Source organism: Pseudoalteromonas sp. EB27, from assembly GCF_001974875.1.
GTDB lineage: Bacteria > Pseudomonadota > Gammaproteobacteria > Enterobacterales > Alteromonadaceae > Pseudoalteromonas.
In genome coordinates this window covers 40,262-59,732 of the sequence record NZ_MTQD01000018.1, presented here as the reverse complement: position 1 = coordinate 59,732, position 19,471 = coordinate 40,262, and the positions used below count along the sequence as shown (strand labels likewise).

17 protein-coding genes are annotated in these 19,471 nt (G+C 40.2%); 7 read left to right on the top strand and 10 right to left on the bottom strand.

Annotation, left to right across the window (positions count from 1 at the left end):
- Both BW142_RS17980 and speA read right to left on the bottom strand, forming a co-directional pair.
- The gene (locus BW142_RS17980; protein ID WP_024599473.1) at positions 1 to 885 is read right to left on the bottom strand and encodes an acyltransferase; all 885 of its coding nucleotides are present in this window, start codon (positions 883 to 885) and stop codon (positions 1 to 3) included.
- Between the two features lie 60 nt (positions 886 to 945).
- Positions 946 to 2,826, bottom strand: a complete 1,881-nt coding sequence (gene speA / locus BW142_RS17975) for a biosynthetic arginine decarboxylase (RefSeq protein ID WP_024591379.1) — start codon at positions 2,824 to 2,826, stop codon at positions 946 to 948.
- Between the two features lie 198 nt (positions 2,827 to 3,024).
- On the opposite strand from speA, the gene speE reads away from it, so the two are divergent.
- A complete protein-coding gene (speE, locus tag BW142_RS17970; RefSeq protein ID WP_076925840.1) occupies positions 3,025 to 3,888 on the top strand; it encodes a polyamine aminopropyltransferase in 864 nt (287 codons plus the stop codon).
- A 220-nt stretch (positions 3,889 to 4,108) separates the two neighbouring features.
- On the opposite strand, the gene BW142_RS17965 is transcribed toward speE, so the two are convergent.
- The gene (locus BW142_RS17965) at positions 4,109 to 5,341 is read right to left on the bottom strand and encodes a hypothetical protein (RefSeq protein WP_076925839.1); all 1,233 of its coding nucleotides are present in this window, start codon (positions 5,339 to 5,341) and stop codon (positions 4,109 to 4,111) included.
- Positions 5,331 to 5,954 carry a methylamine utilization protein gene (locus BW142_RS17960; RefSeq protein WP_076925838.1) on the bottom strand — a complete coding sequence of 208 codons (624 nt, stop codon included), beginning with the start codon at positions 5,952 to 5,954 and terminating at the stop codon, positions 5,331 to 5,333. Before BW142_RS17960 ends, BW142_RS17965 begins: the two co-directional genes overlap by 11 nt.
- A gap of 158 nt (positions 5,955 to 6,112) precedes the next feature.
- Here BW142_RS17960 and BW142_RS17955 point away from each other — a divergent pair, with 158 nt between their 5' ends.
- The gene (locus tag BW142_RS17955) at positions 6,113 to 8,155 is read left to right on the top strand and encodes a glycoside hydrolase family 97 protein (RefSeq protein WP_076925837.1); all 2,043 of its coding nucleotides are present in this window, start codon (positions 6,113 to 6,115) and stop codon (positions 8,153 to 8,155) included.
- A gap of 22 nt (positions 8,156 to 8,177) precedes the next feature.
- Here BW142_RS17955 and envZ read toward each other — a convergent pair whose 3' ends face one another.
- A complete protein-coding gene (gene envZ / locus BW142_RS17950) occupies positions 8,178 to 9,491 on the bottom strand; it encodes a two-component system sensor histidine kinase EnvZ (RefSeq protein ID WP_024599469.1) in 1,314 nt (437 codons plus the stop codon).
- A 5-nt stretch (positions 9,492 to 9,496) separates the two neighbouring features.
- Complete coding sequence (ompR, locus tag BW142_RS17945) at positions 9,497 to 10,216, bottom strand: two-component system response regulator OmpR (RefSeq protein ID WP_002959552.1); 720 nt, start codon at positions 10,214 to 10,216, stop codon at positions 9,497 to 9,499.
- Between the two features lie 195 nt (positions 10,217 to 10,411).
- Between ompR and greB the strand changes: the two genes are divergently transcribed.
- From greB to BW142_RS17925, 4 genes are all read left to right on the top strand, one after another.
- Entirely contained in the window at positions 10,412 to 10,891 is a 480-nt protein-coding gene (gene greB, locus BW142_RS17940; RefSeq protein ID WP_076925836.1) for a transcription elongation factor GreB, read from the top strand.
- 116 nt (positions 10,892 to 11,007) lie between these two features.
- Positions 11,008 to 11,319, top strand: coding sequence for a hypothetical protein (locus tag BW142_RS17935; protein WP_024599664.1), 312 nt, complete (start codon positions 11,008 to 11,010; stop codon positions 11,317 to 11,319).
- Between the two features lie 50 nt (positions 11,320 to 11,369).
- On the top strand, positions 11,370 to 11,951 hold the full coding sequence (locus BW142_RS17930) for a CBS domain-containing protein (protein WP_076925835.1): 582 nt from the start codon (positions 11,370 to 11,372) through the stop codon (positions 11,949 to 11,951).
- A 168-nt stretch (positions 11,952 to 12,119) separates the two neighbouring features.
- Complete coding sequence (locus BW142_RS17925; protein ID WP_076925834.1) at positions 12,120 to 14,447, top strand: Tex family protein; 2,328 nt, start codon at positions 12,120 to 12,122, stop codon at positions 14,445 to 14,447.
- 70 nt (positions 14,448 to 14,517) lie between these two features.
- Here the strand turns inward: BW142_RS17925 and BW142_RS17920 are convergent, their stop codons facing one another.
- The 3 genes from BW142_RS17920 to bioH form a co-directional block, all read right to left on the bottom strand.
- The gene (locus tag BW142_RS17920; protein ID WP_076925833.1) at positions 14,518 to 15,378 is read right to left on the bottom strand and encodes a putative metalloprotease CJM1_0395 family protein; all 861 of its coding nucleotides are present in this window, start codon (positions 15,376 to 15,378) and stop codon (positions 14,518 to 14,520) included.
- Between the two features lie 5 nt (positions 15,379 to 15,383).
- Positions 15,384 to 15,692, bottom strand: coding sequence for a hypothetical protein (locus BW142_RS17915; protein ID WP_024599660.1), 309 nt, complete (start codon positions 15,690 to 15,692; stop codon positions 15,384 to 15,386).
- Positions 15,693 to 15,782: 90 nt separating this feature from the next.
- Positions 15,783 to 16,520: a pimeloyl-ACP methyl ester esterase BioH gene (gene bioH, locus BW142_RS17910; RefSeq protein WP_076925832.1), complete on the bottom strand. Its 738-nt coding sequence runs from the start codon at positions 16,518 to 16,520 to the stop codon at positions 15,783 to 15,785.
- Between the two features lie 74 nt (positions 16,521 to 16,594).
- Between bioH and BW142_RS17905 the strand changes: the two genes are divergently transcribed.
- On the top strand, positions 16,595 to 17,272 hold the full coding sequence (locus BW142_RS17905; protein WP_076925831.1) for a ComF family protein: 678 nt from the start codon (positions 16,595 to 16,597) through the stop codon (positions 17,270 to 17,272).
- 9 nt (positions 17,273 to 17,281) lie between these two features.
- Here the strand turns inward: BW142_RS17905 and BW142_RS17900 are convergent, their stop codons facing one another.
- The gene (locus BW142_RS17900; RefSeq protein ID WP_076925830.1) at positions 17,282 to 19,402 is read right to left on the bottom strand and encodes a TonB-dependent receptor; all 2,121 of its coding nucleotides are present in this window, start codon (positions 19,400 to 19,402) and stop codon (positions 17,282 to 17,284) included.
- Positions 19,403 to 19,471 lie beyond the last annotated feature (69 nt).

Sequence of the window (19,471 nt, the reverse complement as noted above, 5' to 3'; positions counted from 1 at the left end):
TTACCTTTTACTTATGGTTTTTTCGAGCGATTGCAGTGTTTGCTCTTTGTTTTCCCATAAGCGGTTTAACTCGCTTTGAAAGCGAACTCTAAATTCAGAATCACCTGTGTAGTCACCAATAAGTTCTTCGCTTACCGGCCTTACTTCCACGTGTACGTTGATATTTTTTACCTTACCACCAGCAAAATCCATAAAAGTAGGAATGCCATCAGGGTAGTGAATTGTTACGTTAACCACTTTAGTAATTTGCTCGCCCATTGCTTGCATTACAAAAGCAATACCACCCGCTTTTGGTTTTAATAAATGTGGGAACGGGCTATTTTGACGTTCATGCTTTTGCGTAGTAAAACGAGTGCCTTCTACAAAGTTAACTACGGTTACTGGCATTTCTTTAAATTTTTCACACGCTTTACGCGTGGTTTCTAAATCTTTGCCACGCAACTTTGGATTCTTTTTTAATTGGCTTTTGCTCGTGCGAGTCATAAACGGAAAATCAAGCGCCCACCAACACAAACCTAAAATAGGCACGTAAATAAGCTCTTTTTTCAAAAAGAAGTTTAAAAATGGAATTTTTCGATTAAACACACGTTGTAATACTAAAATATCGACCCAGCTTTGGTGATTTGCTATTACTAGGTACCAATCCTTTAGTTTAAGGTCTTCGAGGCCAGTTACATTAAGTTTAGTTGGCGTAAATAACTTTTGATTTAAGCTATTAAAGGTAACCCAAATAGTTGCAAATTGCTTAGCTGCCCAGCTCATAAGCTTTTGTAAAGGCTTAATAGGGATAAGCTTTATAAGCCCACAAACAAAAATAGGCACAAACCAAAAAAGTGTGTTTATTGTGTAAAAAATAATACTAAATACACTGCGAATAACTGACATTACTTCCATTCCTTTAAACATTGCGCAGCCACTAATACTGCGTTTTCAGTTGCTTACAAATTAATCTTCAAAATAGGTATAGCCTTCAAGGCCTGCATTAAGCTCAGCTAAATAACCTTCTTTACACTGCGTCGATACATCAAGTTTATTAACTTGGTACGCAAAGTTGTCAGCTAAAATGGCGCTATCATAGTCAACAAACTTTAATACATCCTTAACGCTATCACCTTTTATGGCATTGGTTAACACATAACCTTCATCGTTAAGCTCTACGTGCACCGAATCAGTGTCACCAAATAAGTTATGTAAATCGCCTAAAATTTCTTGATACGCGCCGACCATAAACATAGCAATATGGTACTGCTCGCCATGCTTATATTCAGGTATTGGTAGGCTGGTTTCGATACCAGCGCCTTCAACGTACTCACGAATTTGCCCATCAGAGTCACAGGTAATATCTTGAATAATCGCGCGCTGAGTCAATGGCTGAGTTAAATTTTCGATTGGCATAACCGGAAACAACTGCTGAATACCCCACACATCAGGCAATGACTGAAATAATGAAAAGTTAACGAACAGTTTATCTGCAAGTTTTTCGTTTAAATCGTCGAGTACTTCACGGTGCGCGCGCGCGTTATTACTAAGTGATGCCCGCACACGATGTAAAATAGTAAAGTAAAGCTGCTCTATTTTCGCCCACTCTAGCATGCTTACTAAGCCATGCACGTACTGATCGTGCGCTTCGCTAAATAAGTGCATAGCGTCGTGATAAATCTCTAATGCCATACGCGGGTTTAAACGCTGTAAACACTGCCACATTTCATCAAGCACTAATGCGCTATTTTCAAGCGGTGGCTCTGGATTTAGATGATTAGGCGCTTTTTCTACGTCTATTACATCGGTAATTAATACCGCATGGTGAGCCGTTAAAGCACGCCCCGACTCGGTGATAATGGCCGGATGCGTAAGGTTATGCTGATCGCACACTTCTGCAAATGCATTCACTACGTTACGCGCATACTCTTCTACGGTGTAATTCATTGAACACGCACTACGCGAGCCAGAGCCCTCGTAATCAACGCCTAAGCCGCCGCCCACATCAACGGTATTTAACGGTACGTTTAATTGTGTAAGCTCAGCAAAGTGGCGTGCACATTCACGTAAAGCACGGTGAATATCACGAATGTTGGCAATTTGAGAACCAATATGAAAATGCACCATTTGCATTAAGTGCAGCTTATTATGCTTTTTAAGCACTTCAACAGCACTTAGTACTTGGCCTGCTGTTAAACCAAACTTGCCTTTTTCACCGCCCGTGTTTTGCCACTTGCCTTTGCCTACTGAGTTTAGGCGAATGCGAATACCAATAGCCGGTTCAATGCCTAGGTTGTCTATTTCTTCTAATAAGGTGGTCAGTTCTGAAAGCTTTTCTACCACAATTTTTACGCTGTGGCCCATTGCTTGACCAATACACGCTAAGCGTAAAAACTCACTGTCTTTATAGCCGTTACATACAATAGTGATTGGCTCTTTTGCCACGCCCAAAATAGCCATAAGTTCTGGCTTTGAGCCTGCCTCTAAGCCAACAAGCCCGCTTGGATGCGCTAATAATTTACTCACTACAGAGCGCTGTTGATTTACTTTAATTGGATAAACACAAGTGTATTTGCCGTTATATTCACGATTTGCTCGCGCTTGCGTAAACGCGTTAGTAAGTGTGTCTACACGATTTTTTAAAATATCAGTAAAGCGCACTAAAACCGGCAACGTTAAACCTTGTTGCTTAAACTGCTCAGTTAATTGCGTTAAAGAAATGGCCGGTTTTGTTTGGTCGCCATCTGGGTAAGCCACCAGTTCGCCTTGTGCATTAATATCAAAATAACCATCACTCCAATGAGCAACGTTATAAGTGGCGCGTGCTGTTTCTAAACCCCAGGTCATGGCAACTCTTCTTTAGTCAATTAGGTATAAAGGCGCATTTTAATACGTCACTATCCACTAGGCTAACAAAAATTGAACTTTCACTCACTCCTAACTAACTTTATTCGTCAAATCAGTTAAAATGTCATTGAGCAAAACGCCAAGCACTGGCAGAATTGCCCCTTTTTCATACTCAACCTAAAAAGTGTAATAGTAACTATGGCAAATTTAGATCAAAGTAAGTGGTTTACTGAAATTAGCGACCGTGATGGCAGCGCATTTTCATTACGTATTAATAAAAAGTTAGATGAAAAACAGTCTCCTTTTCAAAAGGTAGAAATGTTTGAAACCACAGACTTTGGTAATTTAATGATCATCGACGGGTGTACTATGGTAACAACCCGCGAAAACTTCTTTTATCATGAGATGATCAGCCACCCTGCACTTTTAGCGCATCCAAACCCTAAAAACGTCGTTATTATTGGCGGCGGCGACTGCGGTACTTTACGCGAAGTATTAAAACACCCAGGCGTAGAAACTGTAACGCAAATAGATATAGACGAAGTAGTAACGCAAATGTCGTTAAAATACTTCCCAGAGCTTTGTGAATCTAATAACGACGCCCGTGCAACGGTTATGTTTGACGACGGTATTAAATACATGCGCGAAGCCGCTGGCGAATCTATCGACGTGGTTATTGTTGATGGCACCGATCCGGTAGGTCCGGGTGAAGGTTTATTTAACCATGCGTTTTACACAAGCTGTTTAGATGCACTGCGCCCAGGAGGTATTTTAGTGCAACAAAGTGAATCGCCACTTACGCACATGCCATTATTAGTTGAAATGCGCGAAGCAATGCTAAGCGTAGGCTTTAACGATTTACAAACATTACCATTCCCACAACCAATTTACCCAAGCGGTTTATGGTCAGTAACACTTGCACGTAAATCACAAGCATTTGACGGCTTTAGAGAAGATGGCGCGGCACAAATAGCCGAGCACAGTGAATACTACAATAGCGGTATTCATCATGGCGCACTCGCTACACCTAACTACATGAAACGCGCATTCGATAAAAAATAATACCAATCTGCTTATATATGGGGTCTATTTAACGTTAAGAAAATTACGCTAGAACTAGGCAAAAATTTTTGTATCTAGTTGTTCTAAATAAAAAATTTTTAACGACGTTATAGTGCAATTTAATTCGTTAAATTGATCAAAGATTTATGCAGGTTGGTATAATCTATACCAATTTTATTAAACTAAAAAGGGAGCTTTAAATGCTCCCTTTTTTATACTTTTAAAAACGCCATTGCGCATTTAGCATTATTTGCTGCTGCGAGATTCGTTCATTAAATCCAATTGGCTCTCTATTTTTAGCAGCACTTTTAAGTGCAGAACCTTCAACCCCTATTTGTAGTTTATTAGTGAGCTGGTAGCGCCATGTTGCTGTTAAACCTTCGCCATTGCTTGCATTAGGGTCAAACGCGGTTGTGTCGTTGTCAGTAACTTTAAAATAATCGTAACGTACTGAAACGCGATGTTTGCCTTCTTTATGGCTTAGCATTAAATAATGACTATAAAAAGCATTATCAATTAATGCGTTACTGCCCATTTCAGTTTTACCATTGAGTGCCTGAGCAATAAAACGTGTCTTGCTGTTAAATTTATAAAGCCAAGCGGCGCTCGTAAATCGAGTATTCCAAGCATATTGCCCAGAACTATAATTAACAGTATTTGGATCGCCATTATTATCATAATAGTAGATTCTAAATTGAGACTGCTTTAAGTAATCCCAATGTATACCGGCGTAATAACCAAAGCGCCCGTCTACTTCCTCAAACGGTAAAACCTGATTAGCTTGCCAGCGTAATTCGTATTCATTTAATGCCGCTACAGGCGCAAATTGCACGCTTTCGTTAAACGTTGTTTGTCTATCGTGTAATGCAAAGCCACGCCATGCGAGTAAAGTACCTGCGGGGTCATTGCCTTTAAATGTCGCACCGACAAAGCTAAAGCTATGTCTGCTGTTGAAACGTTTTGCTGGGCGCTTAATAGTTACTTCAGCACCAACGGTACGCACTTCCTCACCTATCCAGCTATTAATAGCTGAATTTGTATAGTTATAAGGAGAAGTCCAGCCTATGTCAGGGTTTTCAAGCGACATAAGCGGATAAAATCCCCCTACGCGCACGTGCCATTTATAGTTACTGTTAGATAGTGGCTGATACTTTACAAAAGCTTGCGTAAAACCAAGGCCAACGTCAGGATCTTGATTCGCATTTAACACGCCGTGAGCCGACCAGCTAGATGCTAAATCAACATTAAAATCTAAAATACCTTGCGATAGAATAAGCTCATCACTTTTAGTATCGTGCCGATATAGTCCGATACCGCCTTCTTGAAAACTAAGCGTATTATCACCCTGCACGGCTCTAATTTGTATTAAGCCTTTTACTTGTGCATACAACACATTACTAAAACATAAAGCACCGGCTAAAAGTGCCAGTCTCATTAGCCTATTAATAATCATCAAATTCATCCGTAGCAAAATCAATTTGCTCCGCTATTTCCTGCTTTACTTTATAAGTGATAGGGTTGGTAGCCACAGTAATAGTTTGAGATTCAATCTTACTAATATCGCTAAACCCAGAATGCCAAACACTTAACGTGTATTCGCCTGCATTCGTGTTTAAATCTACATGTCCATTTTCATCAGTGATTGCAAAAATAGTGCTATCTACCACCACAATATAGCCTAACATCCAATCATGAATATTACAGCCAAGCTCAACAACACCCGTTTGATCAAAAGTAATGGGCGCTTTTGGATGCTCCTTATATAGTTTTAATTCAAACGTTTTAGCTTTAGAAAATGAATAAACATGATGCATGATTGAGTCCGCATTCGGAAACTCTACCTTTGCATTTTGTGGGACAACTAAAATACGCGGCTTAAATTCTCGATTTTGCTGGGTCATCGCATAAGGTGCTTCTGGAGGAATAACGCTAGAGGGGCCTCCTGCAGTTAGCCATACAACAGCATTAGGTAATGGGTCATTATTAGCATTTTTAATTGTAATATTTGCTGCAAAAACTCCAGTACTAACACTTAGTAAAAATACACAAAGTAAGCTTTTTATCATTTTCTTGTCGCTATTATCAATTTGTTTACATTATAGACCGATTAAGCCAGCAAATTCTTTCTATTTTTTAAAACATTGAATACGTATGTAGGCAGTCGTATTAATCATCAACAGTCATTATCCTTAAATGTCACCACCGACTCATCTAAGGACACACCATGAGAATACCAGCACTTGTGCTTTTAGCCTTTGCTAGTAATAGCTACGGACAAACCGTAGAGCTAAAATCGCCAGACACACAAATAACAGTAAGCATCTCTGACGAAAACAACACGCCAAGCTACGCAATAAAATTTAAAAACAAAGCGGTTATAAACAAATCTTTACTGGGGTTTGAATTTAAAACACAAGCGGCCTTTAGCGACGGCTTTAAAATTAAAAGCATTGAACAACAAAGCGTTAATACGCAGTGGCAACAACCCTGGGGCGAGCGCAAAAATGTTGTTGACGAATATAACGAAGTAGCTGTTACTTTTACAAAAAAAGAGCCAAATAAAGACACCTACACTATTCGATTTAAAGCATTCGATAGTGGCGTAGGTTTTAGATACGAAGTACCAAAACAAACCGGTTTTGAGCACACAGAAATAACCAAAGAGTTGACTGAATTTGCAATAAACAATAGCCATGATGCAACAGCATGGTGGATACCTGCTCGTGGCTGGAACCGCTACGAATATGTTTACAACACCACCCCACTTAACGAAGCTCCACTAGCCCACACACCATTTACGTTTAAAACAAGTGATGGTACTCATATTAGTATTCATGAAGCCGCACTTGTTGATTATGCAGCCATGGTACTTAATCAGCGTCGCTCTGGTACGTTTACTGCCGATTTAACGCCGTGGTCAGATGGTGTCGCCGTTAAAAAACAAGGTGCTTTTAAAACACCATGGCGCACCATTCAAATAGCCGACAGCGCTGTTGGCTTAGTTAACTCAGATATAATACTAAATCTAAACGAGCCTAATAAACTCGGTGACGTGTCGTGGGTTAAACCTGGTAAATACGTCGGTATTTGGTGGGGTATGCATATAAACACGCAAACTTGGGGTAGCGGTAAAAAACACGGCGCCACTACGCAAACCACAAAATACTATATGGATTTTGCAGCACAGTATGGTTTTGATGGCGTACTCGTTGAAGGCTGGAATATTGGCTGGGATGGCGATTGGTATTTTAATGGCGATGTATTTAACTTTACCAAACCGTACGACGACTTTGATATAGCAGCGCTTACTCAGTACGGCAAAGAAAAAGGCGTACAACTCATTGGCCACCATGAAACATCAGGCAATGTAAGCAACTACCGTGACCAAATGGAAGATGCTTTTGCCCTTTACGAAAAATCAAACGTAAGCCAAGTAAAAACAGGTTATGTAGCCGATGGCGGAAATATAAAACGTATAGACAAAAACGGTATTGCTCGCCACGAATGGCATGACGGCCAGTTTATGGTTAACGAATACCTTTATAACGTAAAACTTGCAGCTAAACATAAAATTAGCATTAACACTCACGAGCCAATTAAAGATACCGGCCTGCGCCGTACTTATCCAAACTGGATTGCGCGCGAAGGCGCACGCGGACAAGAATACAATGCATGGGGTTCGCCACCTAACCCACCAGAGCATGTACCAATGCTTGCTTTTACCCGCATGCTATCTGGGCCGATGGATTTTACGCCAGGTATTTTTGATATGAGCTTTAATGGTTTAGGAGGCAATACAAACCGCCCACAAACCACTCTCGCCAAACAACTCGCACTTTACGTTGTTTTGTATAGTCCAATTCAAATGACTGCCGACTTACCTAAAAACTACTTAGCTAAGCCCGATGCGTTTCAATTCATTCAAGACGTACCAACAGATTGGCAGCAAAGCATTGCTCTTGATGGTGAAGTAGGCGACTTTATTGTATTCGCTCGTAAAGAGCGTAAAAGCACTAAATACTCAGGAAACGATTGGTACTTAGGTGCTGTTACTGACGAAAAAGCCCGAACTATTGAGGTAAAACTCGACTTTTTAGAGCAAGGCAAAAAGTTCGAAGCGCAAATTTATAAAGATGGTAAAAACGCAGAGTGGAAAAATAATCCGTACGATATAACTATCGAAAAACGTATTGTAACTACAGACGATAAACTAACGCTTGAGCTGGCCACCAGTGGCGGCACAGCTATTCGTTTTAAAGCACTTTAATATAATAAAACCCCTGCATTTACTATGCAGGGGTTAATACTTTTATTGGCAAATATACTTGTGCACTTAAACCGCCTTCTGGACGGTTTTCTAGTTTTACTTTACCGTCGTGCATATCAACAATGCGTTTAATAATAGCAAGACCTAAACCACTGCCTTCACTGCCACGTGCAGCATCGCCTTGTTTAAAGGGCTCAAACACAGACTCTAATTCGTTTTCAGGAATACCGGGGCCACTATCGTTTACAGCAATAACCACGTATTTTTTGTTTGAATTAAAGTAGCTAAGTACTTCAATATCGCCCTCAGAATAACGCAGTGCATTACCAATCATATTGGTAATTACACGCTTAATAGCCACAGAGCTTAACGGTATATTGCCTATATTAGGATTACTTTTAAAGGTAATAGTACGTTGATGTTGAAGCTCAGAATTGACAACCTCGGCAACTAAAGCATTTATATCTTCGCAACTTAGTTCTTCACGTTTATGGTGGCGTAAATACTCAATAAACTGATCAATAATCCCGTTCATGTCCTCTATATCGTAAATTATACCTTCACGAAGATAATCATCTTCATCAACCATCATTTCGGTAGCTAAACGAATACGCGTAAGCGGCGTACGTAAATCATGAGATACACCGGCCATTAGTAAACGGCGGTCGTTTTCGAGTGCGGCAATTCCGCGCGACATTTGGTTAAACGCACGCGTTACTTCTATTACCTCTGTTGAGCCTTGTTCTTCTAACTTAGTAGAAAAATCGCCTTTACCCACTTTCACAGCAGCTTGTTGCAGTGCTTTTAATGGCCTATTAAGGTGCCTTGCAAACAACCACCCACCCAGCACACTTAAAAAACCAATACTTGATAAGTAAAACGTTAAAAACTCTAAGTTATTCTCTTTAAAGCCTTTAAGCGGTACCTTTACCCAATAACCTGGTGCTTGCGGTGCTTCAACCCAATAAATCAACGGATCAGTTTGGCTAATACGTACACGAGAGTAACCACCAAGTTGCTCAGTCATGCTACGCGATAGCATAGAATACTCGCGGCTTTGCCCAAGCCCTTGGCGCATTGCTTCTCGCTGAGTCATCACTTCAATGCCAGTGATTTCAAAAAACTTTGCAGATACTTCGTCGTTTATTTCAACGCCATCTTCCCAGTCAATAAATACCGTTTTAATTTGCTTAGCAAGCATCAAGTTAACCTGCTCAATGGTTGGTTTTACAACATAAAAACTAACCGTAACATAAGACACTATTTGATTTATGAGTAGCAGAGCCGCCACTAAAAAAACAGTTTGTCCAAAAGCACTGCGCGGAAACATGCCCATAAATATTACTTTTCACCGTCGGGAACAAACACATACCCCAAACCCCAAACGGTTTGAATATAACGTGGATTAGCAGCATCTACTTCAATCATGCGTCGAAGTCGCGACACTTGCACATCAATACTTCGCTCAAGCGCACTGTAATCACGCCCACGCGCTAAGTTCATTAGCTTATCGCGGCTAAGTGGCTCACGCGGATGCGAAACAAGCGCTTTTAGCACTGCAAACTCACCACTGGTAAGCGATATTGTTTTATCCCCTTCACTCATTTCGCGCGTTGCTAAATTAAGCGTAAATTTACCAAAAGCGATTAAGTTTTCTTCAGCAGCAGGTGCGCCTGGCACTTCTTTTGCGCGGCGACGTAAAATTGCTTTTATGCGAGCGAGTAGCTCACGTGGATTAAATGGTTTTGGAATGTAATCGTCAGCGCCAAGTTCAAGGCCAATAATGCGGTCTACTTCGTCGCCCTTTGCAGTAAGCATAACAATAGGAATTTCATTTTCTTTTTGGCGTAGACGGCGGCAAATCGATAAGCCATCCTCGCCCGGGAGCATTAAATCGAGAACCATTAAGTGAAAGTTTTCTCGCTCTAGGAGTCTATCCATTTGCTCCGAGTTTCCTGCGGTTCTAACAATAAAGCCTTGCTCTACTAAGTAACGTTCAAGCAAACTGCGTAAGCGCATATCGTCATCAACAACTAATACTTTTGTGGTTTCGTGTCCCATGATCTCTTTCTTATTTTTATATCCAATTACTAGTTAATATAAATGAAAAACTTAATAATCAAAAACTAATTACTTGCTTAGATTGTTACTGAACATTTCAAAGCTTACTTACTCGTACTTTATTATATTTTACGCTCGACAAGTTTTGACAAATTTAATAACGTGCACACCATTAGAGCTAATAAAGAATTCACCATGAAAACAAATTTAGTTACCCGCGAAGGTTACTTACAATTACAACAAGAACACGACCAACTATGGAACGTTAAACGCCCAGAAGTAACAAAAATAGTAAGCTGGGCAGCCAGCCTCGGAGATCGCTCTGAGAACGCAGACTATCAATATAACAAGCGTTTGCTACGCCAAATTGACCGTCGGGTACGCTATTTACGCAAACGCATACCTGATTTAAAAATCATCGACTACTCTCCCGTACAAGATGGAAAAGTGTTTTTTGGTGCGTGGGTCGAAATTGAAAACGAAGAAGGTGAAGTTAAAAAATTCAGAATTGTAGGTCCTGATGAAATTTACGACCGTAAAGATTACATATCAATAGACTCACCTATGGCGCGGGCGCTGATAAAAAAACAAGTGGACGACGATTTTGAAGTACCTACTCCTCAGGGTAAAAAGCAGTGGTATGTAAACAGTATCGATTACCAAAAAAAGAAATAAAAAGTTTTGATTCAGATCATGTTAACTTTTGATTGTGTAAATTAAAGCAATAAGCTATAACTGAATTATTCAAGTTGATTTGTTTAATTTGAAAGCAGTTAATTAAGGTCGTGGTTATGTCAAACATAGTACAGCGCATATTTAGTAATGCCGTATTGTTTGCACTTTTAATGAGTGTAAGTTTGACGCTGCATGCCAGCAACACTGACGTAAACCTTGATAACGCTAAACTATCTAATCACTTTATTGCTTGTGATATTCCTGACCAAGCAAACCTCGATTTTGACGTAGACTCTCACGTTAATACTATTACCTTTAGGTCGCTTCAACCACTTCCTAATGTCGTAGATTCTTTTTATAAGAGCACCAATCTAAACAGACCTTTTAGCACTGCATACCAACGCGGACCACCTAGCTATTTAATTTAATTCATTATTTTACAACTTAATTAAATTTTATAACTACTAAGGTGACTATTATGTCTAACTTTAAAGAATTGCGTACTCAGAATGTTTCTCACGGCGTTATAGCAAGCACATTTGCAGATGACCAACCATTGATTGATTTATCATCTCCAGCGCTAAAAATGGTAAATAACTTTACTCAAAAAACGCCTATTCGTGCAGAGCATACAACAACGATTACAGATGCACTTAAACAAATTAGTGCACAACAATCTGATTTTGTTTTAGTAACCGACGAGAACCAAAAATTAATTGGCCTAGTTTCTAGCGCCGATTTACAAAGCTCTAAAATTACTATTATTGCAGAGCGCTTAAATATGCAACGAAGCGAAGTAAGCTTGCGCGATATTATGACACCAGTTAACCGTCTTACCGGTGTAAGCATGCAAAGCTTAAGCTATGCATGCATTGGTGATGCGCTGCAAACGATGGAGCATCAGGGCACAATGTTTTTATTAGTTACAACAGCAAGTAGCGAAATTTGTGGTCTAATTTCAGCTCGCCAAATAGCTAAAACATTACATATTCCACTGCATATTAGCCCTATTGCTCACTCTTTCAGTGAAGTATTAGAAAACATTGAGCACCCTCACTAGGGCGCTCTTTTAGTTGAATTGATTTACTCCCTTCCCAACCATCTTAAAGCAAGTGAAATAGCTTGCTTTAAGAGCTTTTTATTACTACCTCCTGTGATATTATTCAAGCAATTAACGGCGCCAGTAACACGCTTCTGGTCTTATTTTATTGTATAAAAAGGTTTTTGCATGAGCGATATCTCTGCACGTTTAGCCGGTGAGTTAAACGCACAGCAGCAACAGGTTGTTGCAGCTACAAAATTACTTGATGAAGGCGCAACTGTTCCTTTTATTGCCCGCTACAGAAAAGAAGTTACCGGCGGCCTAGACGACACCCAATTACGCCTTTTAGAACAACGTCTATCGTACTTACGTGAACTAGAAGAACGCCGTAGTTTTATTTTATCGACCATCGAATCGCAAAATAAATTAACGCCAGAGCTAAGTGCCGATATAACTAATGCACAAAGTAAAACTGAACTTGAAGATTTATACCTACCTTATAAAGCTAAGCGCCGTACTAAAGGCCAAATAGCAATTGAAGCTGGTTTAGAGCCACTTGCAGATGCACTATTTAAAGATGCTAACCTTGACCCAGAGCAACAAGCCGAGCAATTTGTAAGTGCTGAAAAAGGCTTTGCAGATACAAAAGCGGTACTTGAAGGCGCTAAATTTATCTTAATGGAGCGCTTTGCTGAAGACGCAAAATTACTTGCTAAATTTAGAAGCCACATAAGCCAAAACGGTGCAATTGAAAGCACCGTAATTAAAGGCCAAGAGCAAGCTGGTGCAAAATACCGTGATTACTTTGAGCATCAAGAACTTCTCAAAAAAGTACCTTCTCACCGTGCGCTTGCTATGCTTAGAGCCCGAAATGAAGGTGTACTTCAGTTAAATGTTAACCCAGAGCCTAGCGCTGAAAATTCAGCGCAACTATGTGCCAACATGATCGCGGAGCATTACCGTTTAGATATTAAATATAAAGCGGCAAGTCCTTGGTTATTAAACGTTGTGCAATGGGCGTGGAAAATTAAGTTAGGGTTACACCTAGAGAATGAATTTTTTGCAGCAATGCGCGAAAAAGCAGAAGCTGGTGCAATCGACGTATTTGCCAAAAACTTAAAAGATTTATTAATGGCAGCACCTGCCGGCCCTCGTACTACTTTAGGTCTTGATCCAGGCCTTCGTACTGGCTGTAAGATTGCCGTTGTTGATAGCACAGGTAAATTACTAGCTACACAAACTATTTTCCCTCATGCACCACAAAATCATTGGGATAAATCAGTGCGTACGTTAGAGCAACTTTGTCGTCAGCATAAAGTTGAGCTAATTGCGATTGGTAACGGTACTGCATCACGCGAATCAGATAAGTTGGTTGCTGAGCTTATGAAAGCAAACAGCGAACTTAAACTTAGTAAAATTATGGTTAGCGAAGCCGGCGCATCGGTTTACTCAGCTTCTGAATTTGCAGCTAATGAATTTCCAGATTTAGATGTTTCTATACGAGGGGCTGTGTCTATTGCGCGCCGCCTTCAAGATCCACTTGCTGAACTTGTTAAAATTGAGCCAAAATCAATTGGTGTTGGCCAATACCAACACGATGTATCGCAAAGCCAATTAGGCCAAAGCCTTATTTCAGTAGTTGAAGACTGTGTAAACTCAGTAGGCGTAGATTTAAACATGGCATCGGTACCGCTACTTACACGCGTATCTGGTTTGAACAAAACATTAGCGCAAAATATCGTTAATTATCGCGATGCTAACGGCACTTTTACTAAACGTAGTGAGCTTAAAAAGGTTGAGCGTTTAGGTCCAAAAGCATTTGAACAAGCAGCTGGTTTTTTGCGTATTAACAATGGTAGCGATCCATTAGATAACTCATCAGTTCACCCTGAAGCTTATCCTGTTGTTAAACGCATTTGTGAACGCAATAGCGTAGATGTCAGTAACCTAATTGGTAACAGCGACTTTTTAACTAAACTTGCTGCTAACGATTATACTGACGAAAAATTTGGCTTACCAACCGTTACTGACATTATTACTGAGCTTGATAAACCAGGTCGCGATCCGCGTCCTGAATTTAAAACAGCTGAGTTTAAAGCTGGCGTTGAAAAAATTAGCGACTTAAAACCAGGTATGATTTTAGAAGGCGTGGTTTCAAACGTTGCTAACTTTGGTGCATTTGTTGATGTAGGTGTTCACCAAGATGGTTTAGTGCATATTTCAGCAATCACGAATAAATTTATATCAGACCCACGCGAAGTAGTAAAAGCGGGCGATATTGTAAAAGTGAAAGTAGTTGAAGTAGACGCTGCTCGTAAACGCATAAGCTTTACTATGCGTTTAGATGACGATATTGATACAAGTAATAAGTCAGCAGCACCAGCTACGCAAAAGCCACAAGCACGTGCTAATAATTCACAACCTCGTGCTGCAAAGCCTAAACGTGATAACGGTAATGCGTTAATGGGTAATGCATTTGCCGATGCGTTCGCTAATGCTAAAGTGAAAAAATAATACTTGTACAACTAAGCTAAAACGAAAAAAACCGCGTAAGCGGTTTTTTTGTGTTCACTTTACGAAATTATTAACCATACGCCGAAAAGCCACTTTCACTTTGTGGTGAACTCGTCATTTGATAAAAATTGGCAATGCGCCCAGCTCGAGCTTCCACATCGGCATCGCGAGATTGCTCTCTATTCGTGTCGCTTTCTGATTCTGCAGTGCTGGTTTCGTTGGCTGAAAGCTTATTACTTTGCTCATCTTCTTCGCTTTGCTCTTCTTCTGGCATCGCAAGTTCAGCTTGAGCAGCTGCCATTTTTTGTGTTGCATCAGCTGCTATTGATCTATCAGCTCCCGATGGCTCTGCAGGCGCTAATGCGGCAGCCCGCACGGTTTGCATCTTATCGATGGTGGCTTGCGGATCATTGGGGACTTCAGATACATCAATTTGTACCTCACCACTTACGGCATAGTTGGTGCCATCTGGACCGCGTTCATAACCATAGCTAGGCGATCCTGCATGTTGCCCGCCAACAGCAGCATGAGCTTGTTCGTGTACACGTACTTCTGTATCACGGGCTTTAAGTTCTTTAATTTGCTGTTGTTCTTGTTCGAGCTGTTGCTCTTCTTGCTCAGTTTCTTGTTGAGATGCTTCTTGTTCGGCATCTTGATCGGCACTCTCTGAATTTTCTGAGTTGCCTTCACGCTGCTCAATTGCTTTATCGTCAGCTAGTTTACCGGTAGCATCGTAAGTAGATACATCACTATTATTGCTTGGAAGTTTGGCTTTTTCAGCATCACTTTGCGCTTTGGTTTCTGTATTGCTTGCGCTACTAGATGCGGGAGCAGGAATAACTTCGCGTAGTTGGTTGTCACGCCGTGCAGTTTCCGTATAAACATTTGCTGTGTTTATATTGATAGACGGAAATGGCGTGACAATATTCATTATTGCTAAACTTTAATATCGATTAACGTGCCAAGTACATCATCGGCCGTTTGAATTGATTGCGTGTTTGCCTTAGCATTAAACTCTTCAACTTTTAAGTTAACAAGCGCTTCATCAACACGAGCTGGTTGTGCTACTGGTGCAGTAACAGCTTCTTCAGGGCGTGCTGCGCTAAGCTGACGTTGCTGCGCTAATTGTGCATCATCTTGCTGTTCTATACTGGCACGGTTAATCTCAGCACTGGCTTTTTCAATACCTTGGCTAGCGCGATTAAACCCTTCTACACCACTGTTAAATACAGATCCGATTGGCATATTAAAATCTCCACCAAATAAACATTGTTTAATTATCGCTCAGGTTCTGCTCAAAATAAAGCTTTAAACAGGGCTATTCTTAGCTCTATTTTAAAGCATTGATTTAACGACAGATAAAAACTCACTTTTATGAGAAATAAATGGTGCGTGCGACGCTTTATCTAGTACTTCGTATTCAAACTCAGTATTTAGTGCTGACATTTCACTAATTGCTTTATAAGGCACTAAGGCATCAAGTCGACCAAATACTCCTTTGATAGGTACTGGGCAATGAGCAAATAAATCACGTAAATCGTCGTTTTGTAAAATATCCAAGCCAGTACTCAGCGCTTCGACTTTTGGCGCACTATATTGGTTTAATAATTGTTTAAGTTGCTTTATATCATCACGTGCCGACTCGCTACCCATTGCTTGAATAGCTAAAAAGCGATCTATGGTTTTTTCTCTGTGATTAACTAATTGTTCTTTAAATTGGGTAAGTACTTTTGCTTTTATTCCGGGCCAATTGTCACATTCTGCAAAAAAAGGGGTGGAAGCAATTAAAATTACTTTTGACACTTTTTCGGGCCAATGCTTTGCAATATAAAGTGCAAATAAACCACCTAACGACCATCCCATTAAAATAGATTTAGGCTTTAACTGCTCACTTAAAATTACTGCTGCATCATGTAAAGTATAAGGGCTAGGGCAAACAAGGCTATTACCAAATCCCGGTAGGTCAAGGCTACGTACATTTCCTGAATATAAAGACTCAAGTTCTGGCTGTACTAACTGCCATACGCCCTGATTCACTCCCCAACCATGTAATAACACTAACTCATTTTGCATATTTGCCTAACCTTTACCAAACTTAGGCTTATCATAACGTTTAAATAGGTGGTTGTAATGCACGGAGTAAATCAATGAAACAAGCTGTTTTAAATTGGTTATTTCCCTCTTATTGCGTGCAATGTCAAAGCCCGATTACAGCTAATTTAGGGTTGTGTGATTATTGCCTTGAAGATTTACCGTTATTTGATTTTAGTAAGCATAATAATTTACTGCACCGACCCGATATTGTTGAGATGTTTCCTAATTGCGAGTTTGATAAGTTATTTGCCTGCGCTTTTTATCAACCGCCCTTTGAGCATTGGCTTAAACGGCTAAAATTTAATAACCAAATTCATTATAAAAAAGCATTACAGCAAACTATCAAAAAGCAGTTAGCGCAGTTTTTTGAGCAAAGTCCCGTTTTACCAAATATTTTTATTATTTTACCTCTCCATAAAAGCCGATTCATTACTCGCGGGTTTAATCAAGTAAGCCAAGTTTGGCGACCATGTTTAGATAATTACGCACCACTGAGTAACGTACTTATTCGCAATAAAAAAACACAAGCTCAGTCGGAGCTATCTAAAGCAAAGCGTATTAAAAACTTAAAAAATGCCTTTATTTGTACAGAGGATATGGGCGGTAAAACAGTCGCTATTGTTGATGATGTGATGACGACAGGGGCAACACTTAATGCGGCTACACACGCCCTAAAGCAAGCCGGCGCTAAACACGTTTGGGCTTTTACAACGTGTTTAACGCCAATTTAGTTTTAACGATTAAAAACGAGCTCTTATACCTAGGCTAACTGAACGACCAGGTAGAGGTGCCTCATCTTTTAAGTATGACGAATGTACCCGCCCTTCTTTATCAGCTAAATTCTCGCCTTTAATATAAATAGTCATATCAACATCGCCTAAATCAAGATAATAATTAGCTGAAGCAGAAAGCATAGTATAACCATCTGTATTAGTTTCATTTTCGGCTATTTTATCTTGCTTACTGTTACGGATAACTTCTACTTCAGTATGCCAATTTCCATACTCGTAGTGCACAGATGATCCAAATCTCATTGGTGGTATTCTTGGTACATTACCGCCTGCATCTAATTTAGCGCGTGTATAATCGGTAAAAACTTCTAAGCGCCAGTCATCATTTAAATGCCAATCAACTTGTGCCTCGTAGCCGTATAAGCGTGCGTCTTGCTGTGCAAACAACACAACAGGTAAGCCATCGGTTTCTTCATCTGGCTCACCTGATATAGCCACTTGCTCCTCAAAGTCAGCTGATGTGATAAAGGCACCATCGCTGATAACTAAATCTGTAAAATCTTCAAAAATATAATTATTAATCTCATTATTAAACACACTAACGCTGGCATTCCATGTATCTGCATTGTAACGATAAGTAATGTCTAAATTATTTGAGACCTCTTTGTCCATACTGTCACCAGTTTGCACAACATTATATTGACCGTTGTCGTCGTTAAGCTCAAACCCACCGCCTATTTCATAAGTACCCGATCCAATATGAGGACCATATGCATATATTTCTGAAGCCGATGGTGCACGTTGTGAATAGGCATAATTAAAAGCAAGTGAGTGTTTATCGTCAATACTCCAAACCACTCCAGCAGAGCCTGATACGGCTGTGTAATCTTTGTTGTCGAATGAAACAATATTTGATCCACTTAACTCAGTAAAAAATTCATTATTTACATTATGCGTTAATTGTTCAACACGCGTACCAACTTGCCATAGCAGTGAACCCACCTCTTTTTCTTCCATTAAAAATGCGGCAATACTGTCTGTTTTTGTTGGTGGAGTAAACGCTTCTTCACCTATCGCTTCAAAGTCGCTTTTGTTGTAATGCAAACCAACAATACCTTTCCAACCATAAACAGGTGCATGTTCAGCCCATAACCTTGACTCTATACTTTCGTTTTTAAAAGTAGTGCCAATTTCAGCACCTTCGATTTCAGAATGCTCATAGTCTGTATACGCATTTTGCCAATGCACTGCTTTAATAAAACCATCGAGATTATTCCAATCAACAACCCCTTGGTAGCGGTTTTGATTTAGCTTTATAAATACCCCCTCTTCACCCGGTAAACCGTATTCAGAGTCCATATGGCCATACGCAAGAGCAACTCGGGTATCATCTGTTATCCAACCAGCACCAAAATTATAACCGCTGGCATCAATAGCTGAGTTAGCAAGTGTAGTGCTGCCACCGTCTTCATCTATATTTGCCGGCACTGGGATTTTATAATCATCGGTTTTTCGGGTATATCCATCAATATGGAAAGCGAAATCACCTGAACCTGCATTTAAATCTGTTGAAACGGTGTTAGCATCTGCAACATTATCGTATTGTGCAAACACTTCACCACTCACCCCTTCTTGTCTTTGTGTGGGCAGTCGGTTATCAACCACATTTACCACCCCACCAATTGCACCACTTCCGTATAAAAGCGTGGCTGGTCCTCTTAAAACTTCAATTTGGGTTGCTGTAGAGGTTTCGGTAGAAACTTGGTGATCGGGTCCTACGCGCGATGCATCAGAGGCACCTAAACCATTTTGCACAACCTTAATTCGCGGTCCATCTAGGCCACGAATAATGGGGCTACTTGCAACAGGACCAAAGTAAGAGCTATGTACTCCAGGTACATTCTTTAAAGTATCACCTAACGTTGCAGCTTGGTTTTGATCTAGCGCTTCACCACTCAAAATGGTTACAGGTGTACTTGATTCAAGCACGGTGCGCTTTAGTGGAGAAGCTGTAATCAACACTCTTTCTATATCTGTTTCATCTTTTTGAATGTTTTTGTCAGCTGCATATGCCGTGCTACTCATTGCTGTTAATAAGGCAATCACTAAAGGCGAATAATTATTTTTCATGTCGTTATCTCTAAAAATACACAATAAAACTCACTCGCTATCATTAAATAACGAGCGTTTGAAATACGT

What these genes read in the sequence shown, in the direction of transcription:
- BW142_RS17980 (WP_024599473.1), bottom strand. Translation starts at nt 885, where the DNA reads ATGTCAGTTATTCGCAGTGTATTTAGTATTATTTTTTACACAATAAAC.
- speA (WP_024591379.1), bottom strand. Translation starts at nt 2,826, where the DNA reads ATGACCTGGGGTTTAGAAACAGCACGCGCCACTTATAACGTTGCTCAT.
- speE (WP_076925840.1), top strand. Translation starts at nt 3,025, where the DNA reads ATGGCAAATTTAGATCAAAGTAAGTGGTTTACTGAAATTAGCGACCGT.
- BW142_RS17965 (WP_076925839.1), bottom strand. Translation starts at nt 5,341, where the DNA reads ATGATTATTAATAGGCTAATGAGACTGGCACTTTTAGCCGGTGCTTTA.
- BW142_RS17960 (WP_076925838.1), bottom strand. Translation starts at nt 5,954, where the DNA reads ATGATAAAAAGCTTACTTTGTGTATTTTTACTAAGTGTTAGTACTGGA.
- BW142_RS17955 (WP_076925837.1), top strand. Translation starts at nt 6,113, where the DNA reads ATGAGAATACCAGCACTTGTGCTTTTAGCCTTTGCTAGTAATAGCTAC.
- envZ (WP_024599469.1), bottom strand. Translation starts at nt 9,491, where the DNA reads ATGGGCATGTTTCCGCGCAGTGCTTTTGGACAAACTGTTTTTTTAGTG.
- ompR (WP_002959552.1), bottom strand. Translation starts at nt 10,216, where the DNA reads ATGGGACACGAAACCACAAAAGTATTAGTTGTTGATGACGATATGCGC.
- greB (WP_076925836.1), top strand. Translation starts at nt 10,412, where the DNA reads ATGAAAACAAATTTAGTTACCCGCGAAGGTTACTTACAATTACAACAA.
- BW142_RS17935 (WP_024599664.1), top strand. Translation starts at nt 11,008, where the DNA reads ATGTCAAACATAGTACAGCGCATATTTAGTAATGCCGTATTGTTTGCA.
- BW142_RS17930 (WP_076925835.1), top strand. Translation starts at nt 11,370, where the DNA reads ATGTCTAACTTTAAAGAATTGCGTACTCAGAATGTTTCTCACGGCGTT.
- BW142_RS17925 (WP_076925834.1), top strand. Translation starts at nt 12,120, where the DNA reads ATGAGCGATATCTCTGCACGTTTAGCCGGTGAGTTAAACGCACAGCAG.
- BW142_RS17920 (WP_076925833.1), bottom strand. Translation starts at nt 15,378, where the DNA reads ATGAATATTGTCACGCCATTTCCGTCTATCAATATAAACACAGCAAAT.
- BW142_RS17915 (WP_024599660.1), bottom strand. Translation starts at nt 15,692, where the DNA reads ATGCCAATCGGATCTGTATTTAACAGTGGTGTAGAAGGGTTTAATCGC.
- bioH (WP_076925832.1), bottom strand. Translation starts at nt 16,520, where the DNA reads ATGCAAAATGAGTTAGTGTTATTACATGGTTGGGGAGTGAATCAGGGC.
- BW142_RS17905 (WP_076925831.1), top strand. Translation starts at nt 16,595, where the DNA reads ATGAAACAAGCTGTTTTAAATTGGTTATTTCCCTCTTATTGCGTGCAA.
- BW142_RS17900 (WP_076925830.1), bottom strand. Translation starts at nt 19,402, where the DNA reads ATGAAAAATAATTATTCGCCTTTAGTGATTGCCTTATTAACAGCAATG.